This is a genomic window from Allosphingosinicella sp., from assembly GCF_036403745.1.
In the GTDB taxonomy this organism is placed as follows: Bacteria; Pseudomonadota; Alphaproteobacteria; order Sphingomonadales; family Sphingomonadaceae; genus Allosphingosinicella.
This window is the reverse complement of sequence record NZ_DASWQI010000026.1, coordinates 1-14,012: the sequence shown is the minus strand read 5'-3', so window position 1 is coordinate 14,012 and position 14,012 is coordinate 1. Positions and strand designations below refer to the sequence as shown.

Annotated in this window: 17 protein-coding genes; 8 read left to right on the top strand and 9 right to left on the bottom strand. The window is 68.1% G+C overall.

The genetic code is table 11. The features are described from left to right. Window positions 1-83: 83 nt before the first annotated feature. A complete protein-coding gene (locus VGC56_RS02840) occupies window positions 84-545 on the top strand; it encodes a YbjN domain-containing protein (RefSeq protein WP_464123150.1) in 462 nt (153 codons plus the stop codon). 13 nt (window positions 546-558) lie between these two features. Here VGC56_RS02840 and VGC56_RS02835 read toward each other — a convergent pair whose 3' ends face one another. The 4 genes from VGC56_RS02835 to VGC56_RS02820 form a co-directional block, all read right to left on the bottom strand. Then, window positions 559-1,377 carry an inositol monophosphatase family protein gene (locus VGC56_RS02835; RefSeq protein WP_464123148.1) on the bottom strand — a complete coding sequence of 273 codons (819 nt, stop codon included), beginning with the start codon at window positions 1,375-1,377 and terminating at the stop codon, window positions 559-561. A 118-nt stretch (window positions 1,378-1,495) separates the two neighbouring features. After that, on the bottom strand, window positions 1,496-2,059 hold the full coding sequence (efp, locus tag VGC56_RS02830; protein WP_464123146.1) for an elongation factor P: 564 nt from the start codon (window positions 2,057-2,059) through the stop codon (window positions 1,496-1,498). Window positions 2,060-2,103: 44 nt separating this feature from the next. Beyond that, on the bottom strand, window positions 2,104-2,562 hold the full coding sequence (locus VGC56_RS02825; protein WP_464123144.1) for a GFA family protein: 459 nt from the start codon (window positions 2,560-2,562) through the stop codon (window positions 2,104-2,106). Window positions 2,563-2,590: 28 nt separating this feature from the next. Continuing rightward, complete coding sequence (locus VGC56_RS02820) at window positions 2,591-3,241, bottom strand: M23 family metallopeptidase (protein ID WP_464123142.1); 651 nt, start codon at window positions 3,239-3,241, stop codon at window positions 2,591-2,593. 47 nt (window positions 3,242-3,288) lie between these two features. On the opposite strand from VGC56_RS02820, the gene VGC56_RS02815 reads away from it, so the two are divergent. After that, the gene (locus VGC56_RS02815) at window positions 3,289-4,026 is read left to right on the top strand and encodes a DUF72 domain-containing protein (RefSeq protein ID WP_464123140.1); all 738 of its coding nucleotides are present in this window, start codon (window positions 3,289-3,291) and stop codon (window positions 4,024-4,026) included. On the opposite strand, the gene VGC56_RS02810 is transcribed toward VGC56_RS02815, so the two are convergent. Beyond that, window positions 4,023-5,063: a hypothetical protein gene (locus tag VGC56_RS02810; RefSeq protein ID WP_464123137.1), complete on the bottom strand. Its 1,041-nt coding sequence runs from the start codon at window positions 5,061-5,063 to the stop codon at window positions 4,023-4,025. The two genes, VGC56_RS02815 and VGC56_RS02810, sit on opposite strands and share 4 nt — an antisense overlap. Before the next feature lie 72 nt (window positions 5,064-5,135). Further along, on the bottom strand, window positions 5,136-6,155 hold the full coding sequence (locus tag VGC56_RS02805) for a lysylphosphatidylglycerol synthase transmembrane domain-containing protein (RefSeq protein ID WP_464123134.1): 1,020 nt from the start codon (window positions 6,153-6,155) through the stop codon (window positions 5,136-5,138). 107 nt (window positions 6,156-6,262) lie between these two features. Between VGC56_RS02805 and rpiB the strand changes: the two genes are divergently transcribed. Genes rpiB through nrdR form a run of 3 tightly spaced genes read left to right on the top strand, consistent with a single transcriptional unit; the run spans window position 6,263 to window position 8,529 of the window. After that, window positions 6,263-6,730 (top strand): ribose 5-phosphate isomerase B, encoded by a 468-nt coding sequence (gene rpiB, locus VGC56_RS02800; protein ID WP_464123133.1) that lies wholly within the window; start codon window positions 6,263-6,265, stop codon window positions 6,728-6,730. Then, entirely contained in the window at window positions 6,727-8,058 is a 1,332-nt protein-coding gene (glyA, locus tag VGC56_RS02795; RefSeq protein WP_464123131.1) for a serine hydroxymethyltransferase, read from the top strand. The genes rpiB and glyA overlap by 4 nt, the downstream gene beginning before the upstream one ends. 3 nt (window positions 8,059-8,061) lie before the next feature. Further along, window positions 8,062-8,529: a transcriptional regulator NrdR gene (gene nrdR / locus VGC56_RS02790; protein WP_464123129.1), complete on the top strand. Its 468-nt coding sequence runs from the start codon at window positions 8,062-8,064 to the stop codon at window positions 8,527-8,529. A gap of 3 nt (window positions 8,530-8,532) precedes the next feature. On the opposite strand, the gene VGC56_RS02785 is transcribed toward nrdR, so the two are convergent. The 3 genes from VGC56_RS02785 to VGC56_RS02775 are packed head-to-tail and all read right to left on the bottom strand — an operon-like array spanning window position 8,533 to window position 11,612. Beyond that, complete coding sequence (locus VGC56_RS02785; RefSeq protein WP_464123127.1) at window positions 8,533-9,627, bottom strand: acyltransferase family protein; 1,095 nt, start codon at window positions 9,625-9,627, stop codon at window positions 8,533-8,535. Between the two features lie 36 nt (window positions 9,628-9,663). Beyond that, window positions 9,664-10,650: a Gfo/Idh/MocA family protein gene (locus VGC56_RS02780; protein WP_464123125.1), complete on the bottom strand. Its 987-nt coding sequence runs from the start codon at window positions 10,648-10,650 to the stop codon at window positions 9,664-9,666. Further along, the gene (locus VGC56_RS02775; protein ID WP_464123123.1) at window positions 10,647-11,612 is read right to left on the bottom strand and encodes an MDR/zinc-dependent alcohol dehydrogenase-like family protein; all 966 of its coding nucleotides are present in this window, start codon (window positions 11,610-11,612) and stop codon (window positions 10,647-10,649) included. Before VGC56_RS02775 ends, VGC56_RS02780 begins: the two co-directional genes overlap by 4 nt. 100 nt (window positions 11,613-11,712) lie before the next feature. Here VGC56_RS02775 and VGC56_RS02770 point away from each other — a divergent pair, with 100 nt between their 5' ends. The 3 genes from VGC56_RS02770 to VGC56_RS02760 form a co-directional block, all read left to right on the top strand. Then, window positions 11,713-12,219, top strand: coding sequence for a DNA-deoxyinosine glycosylase (locus VGC56_RS02770; RefSeq protein WP_464123121.1), 507 nt, complete (start codon window positions 11,713-11,715; stop codon window positions 12,217-12,219). A 101-nt stretch (window positions 12,220-12,320) separates the two neighbouring features. Then, a complete protein-coding gene (locus tag VGC56_RS02765) occupies window positions 12,321-12,674 on the top strand; it encodes a hypothetical protein (RefSeq protein WP_464123119.1) in 354 nt (117 codons plus the stop codon). Window positions 12,675-12,810: 136 nt separating this feature from the next. Then, the coding region (locus tag VGC56_RS02760; protein WP_464123118.1) for a TonB-dependent receptor at window positions 12,811-14,012 on the top strand (1,202 nt) is incomplete at its 3' end.

The following is a 14,012-nucleotide window of genomic DNA, read 5'->3' as shown; positions in this document are numbered from 1 at the left end:
CCGGCACCTAGCGGGCCGCGCAACGGCGGTTGACATGCCGGTCCCCCCGTATGATCGTTTCCGGGATATCGGGGGAGACAGACATGATCGCACGGGCTCTCATCGCCGCCGCTTCGCTCGCCGCCACCGCGCCGGTCGCAGCGCAGAACGTCACGGCCGATCCGCAAAAGCTCGCCGCAGTCCTGCAAGCCGCCGGCTACCAGGCCGAACTCGGCAAGGACAATACGGGCGACCCGATGATCACAAGCGCGGCCGCCGGCAGCAAGTTCGTCGTGCTCTTCTACAATTGCACCGACCACGCCGCCTGCTCGACCGTCCAGTTCCAGACGGCGTGGGCGATGAAGGCCAAGCCGACGCTCGCCGCCATCAACGAATGGAACCACGGCAACCGCTTCGGCCGCGCCTATCTCGACAAGGAGGGCGACCCCGGCATCATGATGGACGTCAACCTCGACAAGGGCGGGATGCCGGCGAGCCTGTTCCGCGACAATCTCGAAGTCTGGGCGGCAGTCATGGGCAATTTCAAGAAGCAGGTAGCGCAATAAAGCCGCAAGGCGCTCAGGCCCGCAGCGCCTTTGCCACCAGACGGTGGAGCTTCGAGTGGATCTCGCTGCTGGCGGCGAGCACCTGGCCCTTGGCCAAGCCGCCTTCAGCGCCGCGGAAATCGGTCACGAAGCCGCCCGCCTCGCGGACGAGGAGGATGCCGGCGGCGACGTCCCAATATTGGAGGTCCTCCTCCCAGAAGCCGTCGTAGCGGCCGGCGGCGACCCAGGCGAGGTCGAGCGCGGCCGAGCCGTAGCGCCGGATGCCGGCCACTTCGGGGCCGACGGCGGCGAGGACCTTCTGGAAGCGCTCGCTGTCGCCATGGCCGAGATAGGGCACGCCGGTGGCGATCAGCGCTTCATCGAGATTGCGGCGGCCCGAGACGCGAAGGCGCCGCTCGTTGAGCCAGGTGCCCCTGCCCTTTTCCGCCCAGAAGCTCTCGTCGGTAAGCGGCTGGTAGACGAGCGCCTGGGTGATCTCCGGCTTGCCCTGCGCGCCGCGCGGGTCTTCGACCGCGATCGAGATCGAGAAATGCGGGATGCCGTGGAGGAAGTTGGTCGTGCCGTCCAACGGATCGACGATGAAGCGCGGCTTGTCGGGATCGCCCTCGATCTGCCCGCCTTCCTCAAGGGTTAGCGCCCAGTCCGGCCGTGCGCGCCGAAGCTCCTCGACGATGGTCTTCTCGGCCTGGCGGTCGGCCATCGAGACGAAATCTGCAGGCCCCTTGCGGCTCACCTGCAGCAGCTCGACCTCGTTGAAGTCGCGCCGCATCCGCGGCGCCGCCTTGCGGGCCGCTTTCTGCATGACGGTGATAAGGCCGGAATGGGAAACCATTGTTCTTCCTAAACCCCTCTCCCCTTCAGGGGAGAGGCTGGGAGAGGGGGAGTCTTGGGCGCGTCTCTGACGCCCCCTCTCCCCGACCCTCTTCCCTCAAGGGGAGAGGGAGAAGCGCTCAATCCGCGCGCCTCACGTAAGTCTGCTCGTAAACGTCGACGACGATGCGGGTTCCCGCGCCGATGTGCGGCGGCACCATGACGCGGACGCCGTTCTCGAGGATCGCGGGCTTGTAGCTGGAGGAGGCGGTCTGGCCCTTCACCACGGCGTCGGCCTCGACGATCATCGCCTCGATCGTGTCGGGAAGCTGCACCGAGATCGGCCGCTCCTCCCACAACTCCATCACCACATCCATTCCGTCCTGGAGGAAGGCGGCGGCGTCGCCGAGGAGGTCGGCCGGGAGGCTGATCTGTTCATAGCTCTCCTTGTCCATGAAGGTCAGCATGTCGCCGTCCTTGAACAGGAACTGGAAGTCCTTGGTGTCGAGCCGAACGCGCTCCACCGTCTCCGCCGAGCGGAAGCGGACATTGTTCTTGCGGCCGTCGATGAGGTTCTTCATCTCGACTTGCATGTAGGCGCCGCCCTTGCCCGGCTGGGTGTGCTGAATCTTGACGGCGCGCCAAATGCCGCCCTCATATTCAATGATGTTGCCGGGACGGATGTCCACGCCGCTGATCTTCATGTCGGTCTCGCTGGAGAGGTTGTGGGTGAAAGCCGCTGGGCGCTCTAGCCGGGGGTGGCCTCCGGGGCAACCCGCGCGGCCTCGACGCGGGCGGCGGCATCGGCGCCGAGGAGCGGTGGATCGCCTTCCTGCGGCAGCGTTTCGAAAGCGGCGACGCCTTCCGGCACCGTCACCCAGCTATGCTTGCTGCGCACGAAGAAGTGCGCGTCGGGCAGGAGCCGCTCGCCTTCATCCAAGGTGCCGGCGCGCAGGAACAGGATGCTATCTCCGAAGAAACGGTGTGTGGACCAGAGCAGGACCGCGCAGTCCGGGCAGCGGGCTTGGCCGCTTGCGAGCGCCCCCGCCCCGGCGATTACCGTCACGCGCTCCCGCTCAATCATGGCGTTGATGGCGAAGGCGGAACCGGTCAGCTTCTGGCACTGGCGACAATGGCAGCAATTGACGAAGATCGGCGGGCCTTCGACCCGGTAGCGGACCCGCTCGCACTCGCACCCGCCGTCCATCGCCGCCCCTCCTGCCGAAGCGGGATGGCTAGCTCCCCGGCTTCTTGCCGGCAAGCAGCGGATAGGGATTGATCGCCTGGCCCTGATACCATTTCTCGCTCGGCGCCATGCGGTGGATGGCAAAATGGAGGTGGGGGCCGGCCGGGTTGGCGTTGCCGGTGGAGCCGACCAGGCCGATCGGATCGCCCTGCTTCACCACCTGCCCCTCGTGGAGGCCGGGGGCGTAGGATTGGAGGTGGGCGTAGTAGAAAGTGTAGAGCTGGTCCGGCGCCCGGACATAAACGGTGATGCCGCCGCCACCGTTCGAGAAGAACAGCTTCTCCACCGTACCGGGCGCCGCCGATACGACCGGCGTACCGTGCGGGGCCATGATGTCGATGGCGTCGTGGACCCGGCCGCCGGAACGCGCCTGGGTGAACGTGTCGCTGAGCTGCTCGGTCTTCACGCCGGCGACGGGGATGGCGAGGCCGGTCGGGCCCAGCACCAGCGGTCCGCCCGCGGCGACGTGCGGGGCGCCGCCGTCGCCCGGCGCGGCGGCGGCCGTCGCGGGATGCGGGACGGCCGCGCCGCTGACGGCGATCTGGCCGCGGTTGAAGGCGGCGAACCAGAAGGCGCTGGTCAGCGCGCAGCTGACGAGGGCGGTCAGGACTATGATCGAGATCAGTTTCAGGCGGCTCATGCACGCGTAACGCAACTTATTCCCGACCCGTTCCGTTCGAGCCGAGAATGACTGGGACCGTCCGCATCGGCTGCTCGGGGTGGATCTACCGCCACTGGCGCGGCGCCTTCTATCCTGAGAAGATGGCGCAGCGCCTGTGGTTCGCCCACTATGCCGGGACGTTCGGAACGGTGGAGCTCAACACCAGTTTCTACCACCTCCCAAAGCCGGAAACGTTTGAAAAGTGGCACGCACAGGCACCACCGGACTTTCGCTATGCGGTGAAGGCGCCGCGCTTCATAACGCATATGAAGAAACTCAAGGATTGCGCTGAGCCCGTTGCGGAATTTCTCTCACGGGTGCGCAAGCTTGGAAGTTCGGTCGGCCCGATATTGTACCAACTTCCGCCGCGATGGGGGTTTAACGAGCAACGAATCCAAACATTCATCGACCTGCTGCCGGACGATCTTATCCACGTCTTCGAGTTCCGGGAGACGAGCTGGCTGACCCCCGAAGTGCTGGCGCTGCTCGACGCCCGCGGCGTCTCCTTCTGCGCCCACGACATGCCCGGCTCGCGCACCGAGCGGTGGGCGGCGGGGCCGATCGCTTACGTCCGCTTCCACGGCGGCGAGGGGAAATATTGGGGGCGCTATTCGGACGAGGGCCTGCTCGCCTGGACCGACTGGATCGTCGCGCAGACGAAAGGCGGTCGCGACGTCTGGTGCTATTTCAACAATGACATGTACGCACACGCCATCCACGACGCCCTGACGCTCAAGTCAATGGTGGGCCAGACTTTGCGCTAGCGGCCCGCCGGAGCGGCGAGCAGCGAGACTTGCTTCTGGGTGAGACCTACATATTCGGCTTCCAGCGCGACCAGAGGCCGATTGAGGCTCGGTCCGTCGGCAGCGCGAAGCTGAGCGGCGGTGAGCTTTGCATAGCCGTCCGCGATGGCCACGAGACGGTCGGCGATGTCGTAGCTTCCCTGGTCGAGGGCGAAGGCCGTGCGGGCCTTGTCGAGCACGCTCCTGTCGTCGGCAGAAAGGCCCGGCCGGCTCCTCTCTGCTTCCACCTCGGCCAGCTCGCGGCGAAGGTTCTTGCGCCCTTCGGCGGCGGCGGCGCGAAGGTCGGTAGCGGCAGCGGCGGCCTGCTCGCGCAAAGCCGCTGCGGCTTTCTCGGCCCCGGCCAGGTCGCGGGCCGCGAACCAGGCGCGCATGCCGATCTCCATCAGGCGGTAGAGGCCGACGCCGACGCCGATCGAGTAGCGGTTCGAATCCGTGGGCGCGTACATGAGCCGCCGGCTCTCGAGCATCATGCGCTGGCCCGCGATGAGCGTCAGCGTCCCCTCGCTGATCTTCGGCATCTCGCGGCGCAGCGCCGCAAGATCGCCCTTGGCAAACGCGATCGCGAAGGCGTCGAAGCTGTCGACGAGGCCGAGCATACGGACATTCTGCTGTCGTGCGTCGGCGACGACCCGCTCCGGCGGCACGCCGATGTCGATCCCCGCCGCGTAAGGCGGCAGCGCATCGAGCATGGCGTTGGCGTGCTGGAGGTTGCCGCGCTCGCGCGCCAGCAGCGCTCGAAGCGCCGGCAGCGTCGCCTCCGCGGCCTGACGGCTGGCCATCGAAGCCTGCATCTGGGCGTTGATCTCGGGCCACAATTCGGCGCCGACAGTGTAGGAATCCAGCACCGGCTGGAGCCATTGCGCCGCCTTGGCAAGCGCCTGTCCGGCTTCCGCGGCATTGCGCGGGGCGGCGGCTGCAGGAGCGACCGGCGCAGCGAGGAGTATCGCCGCGGCGAGGATGGAGAGGCGCACGAAGATTTCCCCCGGAAAGAACGGCAAGATCAGGTGCTTACAGAATTCTGCCGAGGGGGCGCAAGGCTGACGGACTTCACCACGCTTAACGTCGCGGGCTCAGCCGCAGCCGCCGTCCCTTCCCCATTTGCGCAGGCGGCGGGTGGCGAAGAGGCCGGGGATGAGGGGCAGCCACAGAGTGAAGCCGCGCAGCAGCAGAGTGGCGGCGATGGCGGCCTCGAAGCCGACGCCGAGCAGGCGGAGCATGCCGGCGCAGGCGCCCTCGAAGGCGCCGAGGCCGAGCGGAACGGGACCGAGGGTGACGGCGATCTGGGCGATGATCATCGCGACATAAGCGGTGGCGAAATCGTCCGGCGTGCCGAGGGCGAAGAGGCAGACCCACAAGGTGGCCGCGTCGGCGACGAGGACCAAGGCGTTGAGGATCGTGACCTTGAGCAGCAAAGGCACGTCGCGCAGCAGGTTCGACGGCGCTTCCCCGACCGTCTCCAGCGTCCGGCGCAAGGGGGCGATGCGCTGCACCCAGCGGGGCATCGGCTTGCGGCCGCGGCGCCGCAGCCACAGCGCCAGCGCAGGGATGGCGAAGGCGACGAGGAGGAAGAGGCCGATCGTGCCGCCGAGCAGCCACGTCGCCTTGCCCTCCCACCACAAGATTGCGAGCGCGCCGACGCCGAGCAGGGCGAAGCCGGCATAATAGCCGATCATCGAGAGGATCAGCGCCGCCGCGGCGTGGCCGCGCGGGATGCCGCAGGCGATCAGCCGGTCGACCATCAGCACGTTGCCGCCGACGCCGGCAGTCGGCACCGCCTGGTCGGTGAACAATTTGGCGAGCGCGAGGCTGAACAGGCGGCGGAGCCTGAGGTGCGAGCCTCCCGCCTCGAGGATGACGTACCAGCCGGCGGCGACGAAGGCGTAGGTCAGCCCTTGCAGCCCGGCGGCGGCGAGGAGCCAGGCCGGGTGCGCGCGCCTCAGCAAGGCGGCGAACTGCCTGAGATCGCCGAAATGGAGCGCAGCGCCCACGATCGCGGCAAGGAGAATGACCGCCAAGGCCCAACGCTGCCAGTTGCGGCGCGGGCGCGGCGGCGCCTCGTCGGGCGCACAGGGCGGGGCGAGCGTCGCCATCGAGAGCTGAACCGCGCGAACCGCCGCTGCGTTCCGCAAAAGCGGTGGCAAAGCGGGGCCCGCTCGCTTAGGATAGCGCCTTCAAAGCCGAACCGGGAGCACAGCGCGTGGCCGAGCGAATCGCCATCGCATCCGATCATGCAGCCGTGGCCCTCAAGGCCGATCTCGCCGAGCATCTGCGCGGCCTGGGCCATGAAGTGCTCGACCTCGGGCCCGAAGGCGCCGATCCGGTCGATTACCCCGATTATGGCTACAAGCTCGCCGAGGCGATTGCAGCCGGCGAAGCGCAGCGCGGCATTGCCATCTGCGGCTCCGGCATCGGCATCTCGATCGCCGTCAATCGCCACCCCGCGGCCCGCGCCGCCCTCGTCTCGGAGCCCCTCTCGGCGCGGCTGGCGCGGGAGCATAACGACGCCAACGTCATCGCTATGGGGGCACGGCTGATCGGTATCGAGATGGCCAAGGCCTGCGTCGACGCCTTCCTCGCCACCCCGTTCGGCGGCGCGCGCCACCTGCGCCGCGTGGAGAAACTTTCGCATCCCCCCTTCGCCACCGCTTCAAAGGAGCCCGCATGAGCACCCGCCTTTCGCAAGATTCGGCTGCCAACGACCTTTCCGGCGTCCAGCACCGGGGCTTCTTCACCGAGCGGCTCAAGGATGCCGACAGCGCCGTCGCCGAGGCGATCGCCGCCGAGCTCGACCGCCAGCAGAACCAGATCGAGCTGATCGCGTCGGAGAATATCGTCTCGCGCGCCGTGCTCGAGGCGCAGGGCTCGGTGCTGACCAACAAATATGCGGAAGGCTATCCTGGGCGGCGCTATTATCAGGGCTGCGCGCCCTCGGACTCGGTGGAAACGCTGGCGATCGAGCGGGCGAAGCAGCTGTTCGGCTGCGGCTTCGCCAACGTCCAGCCGCACAGCGGCGCGCAGGCCAACGGCGCGGTGATGCTGGCGCTGACGAAGCCGGGCGACACCATCCTGGGCCTCTCGCTCGACGCGGGCGGCCACCTCACTCACGGCGCCAAGCCGGCCATGTCCGGCAAATGGTTCAACGCCATCCAATACGGCGTACGGCCGGACGACCAGCTGATCGATTTCGACCAGGTCGAGCGGCTCGCAAAGGAGCACAAGCCGACTTTGATCATCGCCGGCGGATCGGCCTATCCGCGCCACATCGATTTCGCCCGCTTCCGCGCCATCGCCGACGAGGTCGGAGCGTTGTTCCTGGTCGACATGGCGCATTTCGCCGGGCTGGTGGCGGCGGGCGAGCACCCCTCCCCGTTCGGCCACGCCCACGTGGTCACCACCACCACCCACAAGACCCTGCGCGGGCCGCGCGGAGGCATGGTGCTGACCGACGACGAGGCCATCGCCAAGAAGATCAATTCGGCAGTATTCCCGGGCCTGCAGGGCGGTCCGCTGATGCACGTCATCGCCGCCAAGGCGGTGGCGTTCGGCGAGGCGCTGCAGCCCGAGTTCAAATCCTATGCCAAGGCGGTGATCGCCAACGCGAAGGCGCTCGCCGGACGGCTGCAGGAGCGCGGCGCCGATCTGGTCGCGGGCGGCACCGACACGCACTTGGCGCTGGTCGACCTGCGTCCGCTCGGCATCACCGGCAAGGATGCCGACGAGGCGCTCGAGCGCTCCTCCATCACCTGCAACAAGAACGGCATCCCGTTCGACCCGCTGCCGCCGGTCAAGACCAGCGGCATTCGCGTCGGCTCCCCGGCCGGCACCACCCGCGGTTTCGGGGTCGAGGAATTCCGCGACATCGCCGACATGATCGCCGATGTCCTGGAAGGGCTCCGCGACGCGGGCGAGGAAGGCAATAGCGGCGTCGAGCAGGAAGTCCGGCGGCGGGTGCGCGCGCTTTGTGCGCGCTTCCCGATTTATCAGGATCTCTGATCGTTGCGCTGCCCGTTCTGCTCCCACGAAAACAGCCAGGTGAAGGACAGCCGTCCCGCTGAGGACGGCGCGGCCATCCGTCGCAGGCGGCAGTGCGAGGATTGCGGGGCGCGGTTCACGACGTTCGAGCGGGTGCAGCTGAGGGATCTCACCATCGTCAAGGCGGGGAACCGGCGGGAATCGTTCGACCGGGTGAAGCTGGAGCGCTCGATCGCCATCGCCTGCCGCAAGCGGCCGGTGGCGCCGGAGCGGATCGACCGTCTGGTGTCCTCGATCCAGCGGCAGGTCGAGACGTCGGGCGAGAGCGAGATCCCTTCGAGCGAGATCGGCGAGATGGTGATGGCGGGCCTGAAGGCGCTCGATCCGGTCGCCTACATACGCTTCGCCAGCGTCTACAAGGACTTCCGGGAAGCGCGGGATTTCGAGGAATTCGCCGGCGCGGTCAGCGAGGCCGGCGGCGAGCCGGACTGAGGTTTATTCGGCGGGGGCGAGGACGGGCCTCTGCCGCGCCCGCCGCTTCCACCAGCCGAGCAGCCACGCCTGGGCGGGGCGCTCGAAGCCGTGATAGAGGACCGCCGACGCGGCGAGCACAGCGATGAGGTAAAGCGCGAGCCGCGCCGGCGACACCGCCTCTCCTGCGGTCACCAAGAAAAACTTGAACAGAGTCAGCAGCAGATAGTGCGACAAATAGGTCGCGTAGCTGATGCGGCCGAGCCAGACGAGGCCCGGTGCCTCCAGCAGGCGGGCCCGCGGCAGGAGAGCGAGGCCGAGGATCAGGGCCGCCCAGGCGAGCGGCGCGGTGGGCGCGTTCCAGAAGATGAAGGCGAGCGCCAGCAGGGCCGCGGCGGCGATGGCCAGTGGCGGCACCCAGCGCTGCCTCGGCAGCCGCAGCCAGAGGCCGTACAGCGCCATGCCCATCGCGAACTGGACCACGCAGCGGAACAGGCCGGTTTGAGCGACCGCGTTCGGAAATGGGTAGTCTAGCAGCCAGAAGAAGGGCTGCACCGACAGGCCGGGGAGCAGCACGACGCCCGCGAGGAGCCACAGGGGGCGGAGCTTCGGCATCAGCAAGACGAGCAGGGCGGGAAAGAGGAGATACGCAAAAGCCTCGGTCGAAATCGACCAGGCGGGGACGTTCCAGGCGGTGGCGCTGGAGAATCCCCAGTTCTGGAGGAGCAGGACCGATTCCCAGAAATAGCCCCAGTTCTGCGTCTCGATGCTCGCGTCGCCGAACCGGACGGCCGCCAGCGCATAAGCGGCGAAGCCGAGCAGGATCAGGAGGTGCAACGGGTAGATGCGGGCGAAGCGGCGGAACAGGAAGTCGCCATAGCCGCGCCACCCGCCTCCCGCGACGCGGTCGCCATAGTTCAGCGCCATCACGAAGCCGGAGAGGATGAAGAACAGGTCGACGGCGAGGTTGCCCTGGGCGAGCACCGCGATCACCCAGCCGGGCGCCGAGGGCGCGATGAGGTGGCGCAGGTGGAACAGCACCACCCACCAGGCGGCGAGGCCGCGAATGGCGGTGAGCGGCAGCAGCTCGGGCGTTGGGGCGTCGGGGGCGGAGGCCATTGCGGCCCATTTAACCGCTCGCCCGTTGCGATTTCGCTAAGCGCGGCCGTAGATTTGATCGAGGACGCCGGCGACGTCGACCAGCCGCTCGGCGGCGGGGTCGAAGCGTTCGCCGCGGCCCAGCCGCTCCGCCCAGTCGGCGGCGGCGCGCCCGCCCCAGGCGTCGGGCGGCGACGACAGCATCTCGGTGGAGGTGCCATGGAAGCGCTCGGCGGTGAAATCGTAGAAGGAGCCGCCGACGTTGCGCAGCGCCGCGCCGCCATTCGTCCCGTAGAAGGCGGCGGAGATCACCGCCTCGCAGCCTGCGGGCAGCCGCCACGAGCAGGCGAGGCGGGCGGAACCGCCGCCCTCCAGGGTGAGATTGGCGACCGCATAATCCTCGACCTGGCCCTCGGCGAGCGGCGCTCCTCCTGAGAGCAAATGTGAACTCACGCGCTCAACCTTCGGGAAATCCAGCGCCCAGAGCGCGATATCGACGAGGTGCACGCCGAGGTCCATGACGCAGCCGCCGCCCGACAATAGAGGGTCGTAGAACCACGCTTTGTCGGGGCCGTAGGCGTTGTGAAAGACGAGATCGACAGCGTACACTTGGCCCAGCGCGCCCTCCTCGAGCAGCGCGCGGATGCGGCGCATGCCTTGGGTGAAGCGGTAGGAGAGGTCGACGGCGAGAAGCCGGTCGGCCGCCCGCGCCGCCTCGACCACCGCCTGCGCTTCCGCGGCGGTGCGGCCGAGGGGCTTCTGGCAGAAGACGGCGGCCCCCGCTTCGAGGACGCGGATCGACTGCTCGGCATGCATCGCGCTGGGTGTCGCGATGACGATGCCGTCCAGCTGTTCCGCGAGGAGGCCGTCGAGGCCGTCGACGCGCTTCGCATCCGGTGCGAGCTTGAGCGCTTCGGCGGCCATCTCGTCAGAGGGGTCGGCAATGGCGGCGGCTTCGACGGCGCCGGTGGCGAGCATCCCCTCCATGCGGTGGCGGCCGATCCAGCCCACACCGAGGAAGCCGACGCGCGGACGCGGCGTCATGGCGTCACCAGCGCCTTGAGGAAGCCGTCCGGCCGGTCCCGCGTCGCGTCGAGTGCTTCGCCGAGCCGGTCGAGCGGAAAGCTGTGGGTGTAGAGCGGCGACGGGTCGAGCCGGCCCGAGGCGACGGCGTCGACGGCGTCGCGAATGCCCTGCATCGCCACTTCCGGATCGCGCTCGTGGGCGTTGACGACGTCGATCCCCTTCCAGTTCCACATCTGCATGTTGACCTGGCGCGGGCCGTCCTGGTGGTAGCCCGCGACGATGAGCTTGCCGCCTTCGCGGACCAGCTCTCCCGCAAGGTCGAGTGGCCATTGCTTGCCGACCGCCTCGATGACCCGGTCGCAGAAGGTGCCGCCGGTGAGGTCCTTCACCTGCTCGATGATCTGCCAATGATCGTCCATCGGGATCGTCTCGGCGGCGCCGAAGCGGCGGGCGAGGTCCAATGAGAAGGGGCGGCGGGAAATGGCGATGACGCGGGCGCCGGCGTCGGTGGCGAGGCGGGTGAGGATCGCGCCCAGAAAGCCGATGCCGACGATGGCGACGGTGTGGCCGGCGTGGATGTCGGCGCGGCGGAAGATGTTGAAGGCGCAGCCGAGCGGCTCGCCCGGAAAGGGCTTCCCGGCGAGTCCCTCCGGGAGCTTCACCACCGCCGAGGCTTCGGCAATGTCATATTCGCCATAGCTCTTGAACGAGAGCGCGGCGACGCGGTCGCCGGCTGCGAGGCCCTCGACCCCCTCCCCCATGGCATCGACGCGGCCCCAGCCTTCGTGGCCCAGCGCGCCTGGCTCGGTCGGGAAGGTCATCCATTCGGGCCCTTCCCACGGCGTCAGGTTCGAGGCGCAGACGCCGCAGCCTTCGAGCTTCACGCGCACCTGGCCCGGGCCCGGTTCGGGCCGCTTTACTTCGGCGATCTTCACCCGCCCCGGCCCTTCGAGGACCGCGGCCCGCATCGTGTCGTTCAAATTCGTCTCCCCAAGAGGTGCGCTCCCCGACGGGAGGCGCTACCGGGAACGCCGCGCCGCGCGGAAGGTTGCGGGGCCGAAACCTGGAGATTGGCCGCCCGTGGACGTCCTGAAGCGCTCCTTCCCGCCGGTGACGGATGCGCGGACCCGGGTGCTGATTCTCGGCAGCCTGCCGGGCGAGGAATCGCTCGCCCGCCAGCGTTACTACGCCCATCCGCGCAACCAGTTCTGGCGGCTGATCGGCGCGGTGGCGGCGTTGGAGCTGGAGCCGCTTCCCTATGAGGCGCGGCTCGAGGCCTTGCTCGCCCGCGGCATCGGCCTGTGGGACACGGTCGGCGCGGCCAGGAGGCAGGGAAGCCTCGACGGCAATATCCGGGACATCGAGCGCAATGCGCTGCCGGCGCTAGTGGCTTCGCTGCCGCAGCTGAGGGCGGTGGGCTTCAACGGCGGCAAGTCGGCCTCGCTCGGCCTGCCGCAGCTTGGCGGGCGGGAGGATCTCGCGCTCGTGCCGCTGCCGTCGAGCAGCCCGGCCTACACTTTCCCGTTCGCCGCAAAGCTCGAACGGTGGAGGGCGCTAGAGGCGTTCCTCGGCCCGCGTTCATCGTAGCGAAAGGCGCGCGCGGCCACGGGATGCGACCGCTACGGTTACAGTGTAACCTTCCCGGCCGGGCCGATGCTGCCTGCCGATTTTGGAGACCGACACCCTTCATGGCACGCTTGCTGCGCCTGTTCCTGATCATGGCCCTCGTCGCCACGCAAGGCACGGTCATGGCCCAGGCGGTCTGCCGCCATCAGAATGCGCATGAGCATATGCTGGCGCGCTCCAGCCTCGACCTCAAGATCGCCTCCGTGTCTATCCGGGAAGAGGCGGCCGAGGCTACGGCGGCGAAGAAGGCTGCACAGTCGCAGGACGCCTCCAGCCATTGGCCGAGCGAAATGCTTCCGGCCGAGGCGGAGATGCCGCGCCTTCCCGTGCTGGAGCGGACCTGGTTGCGCCCCGCCTCCCAAAGCTCGCTGTCCTCGGCCTCGATACCACCGCTGCTGGAGCCGCCGTCGGCCTGATCTGCGGGCTGCGCGACCGCCCTCGGCACCACCAGTGGCCGGCGGCGTTTTTCCGCGAAGTCCGATGTCAGAGCCTTCACGGCCGCGTCCCACGGGCGCGGCCGATGCGCCCACAGCAGACCGTACAGGATACCCAATGATTCGCACCCTTCTCTTCACCGGCACCGCCGCGATGGCCGTGGTTTCGACCGCCGCCGCCGCGCACGATGCGCCTCCCGCCCCGGCGACCTCACAGACGGGCGCGAGTCAGCCGCCGGCTCCGGCTACTACAGCGCCGCCCACTTCGGCGCCGGCGGCGGCGGACACGCCCACGGGCGAGGCGACGATCGTCGTCACCGGCCGCCGCCTCGATCTCGCCCGCGATGCGATCACCCCCTCGCTCGGCGCCAGCCAGTACACGTTTGACCGCGAGGCGCTCGAGAAGCAGCCGGGCGGCACGAACCTCTCGCTGAACAAATCGCTGCTGCAGGCGCCCGGCGTGGTCCAGGACAGCTATGGCGTCATTCACGTCCGCAACGAGCACGCCAACCTCCAGTACCGGTTGAATGGCGTCATCGTGCCCGAGAGCATCAGCGGCTTCGGCACGACCTTCGATCCGCGGATCGCAAGCTCGATCCAGCTCATCACCGGCACGCTCCCGGCGCAATACGGCTATCGCACCGCCGGCGTCGTCAATTTCAAGACCGAGTCCGGCCTGCTCGGCAACGGCGGCGAGATCGGCGTCTACGGCGGCACCTTCGGCTGGTTCGAGCCCAACGCGATGATACAGGGCTCAACCGGCAACCTCAGCTATTTCCTGTCGGGCAGCTATTTTCGTAACGATCTCGGCATTGAAAACCCACTGCCGACGAAGAACGCCATCCACGATCGGACGACCCAGATCCGGCCCTTCGCCTATGTCTCGGACGTCCTCTCCGAAAAAAGCCGGATCGCGGTCTTCGCCGGAAGTTTCATCGGCCATTTCCAAATCCCGAATGTCACTGGCGTACAAGAGGGATTCGCCGTCAACGGCGTCGACACCTTCGATGCCGCCAAGCTCGACCAGAACCAGCGCGAGATCACGCATTACGGCGTAGCCGCCTATCAATATGCCGGCGACACGCTGAACTTCCAGGTCGCGCCCTTCGTCCGCTACTCGCAGACGAAGTTCACGACCGACCCGAATATGGGCGACGTCATCATCAACGGCTTCGCCGATGCCGCCACCCTGTCCAGCCTCGCCGCCGGCGTCCAGGCCGACGCCAGCCGGCAGCTCGGCAAAAATCACACCCTGCGGTTTGGTGTCTTCTTCCAGAATGAGCACACTACGTCGAAGGTCGCCTCGACGGTTCTTCCGTC

Excerpts from the sequence above, each read along its gene's own strand:
- VGC56_RS02825 (WP_464123144.1), bottom strand. The coding sequence starts at position 2,562 with ATGGACGGCGGGTGCGAGTGCGAGCGGGTCCGCTACCGGGTCGAAGGC.
- VGC56_RS02780 (WP_464123125.1), bottom strand. The coding sequence starts at position 10,650 with ATGACGCCGCGTCCGCGCGTCGGCTTCCTCGGTGTGGGCTGGATCGGC.
- VGC56_RS02805 (WP_464123134.1), bottom strand. The coding sequence starts at position 6,155 with ATGGCGACGCTCGCCCCGCCCTGTGCGCCCGACGAGGCGCCGCCGCGC.
- VGC56_RS02820 (WP_464123142.1), bottom strand. The coding sequence starts at position 3,241 with ATGAGCCGCCTGAAACTGATCTCGATCATAGTCCTGACCGCCCTCGTC.
- efp (WP_464123146.1), bottom strand. The coding sequence starts at position 2,059 with ATGAAGATCAGCGGCGTGGACATCCGTCCCGGCAACATCATTGAATAT.
- VGC56_RS02785 (WP_464123127.1), bottom strand. The coding sequence starts at position 9,627 with ATGGCCTCCGCCCCCGACGCCCCAACGCCCGAGCTGCTGCCGCTCACC.
- VGC56_RS02815 (WP_464123140.1), top strand. The coding sequence starts at position 3,289 with ATGACTGGGACCGTCCGCATCGGCTGCTCGGGGTGGATCTACCGCCAC.
- glyA (WP_464123131.1), top strand. The coding sequence starts at position 6,727 with ATGAGCACCCGCCTTTCGCAAGATTCGGCTGCCAACGACCTTTCCGGC.
- VGC56_RS02765 (WP_464123119.1), top strand. The coding sequence starts at position 12,321 with ATGGCACGCTTGCTGCGCCTGTTCCTGATCATGGCCCTCGTCGCCACG.
- VGC56_RS02840 (WP_464123150.1), top strand. The coding sequence starts at position 84 with ATGATCGCACGGGCTCTCATCGCCGCCGCTTCGCTCGCCGCCACCGCG.
- VGC56_RS02835 (WP_464123148.1), bottom strand. The coding sequence starts at position 1,377 with ATGGTTTCCCATTCCGGCCTTATCACCGTCATGCAGAAAGCGGCCCGC.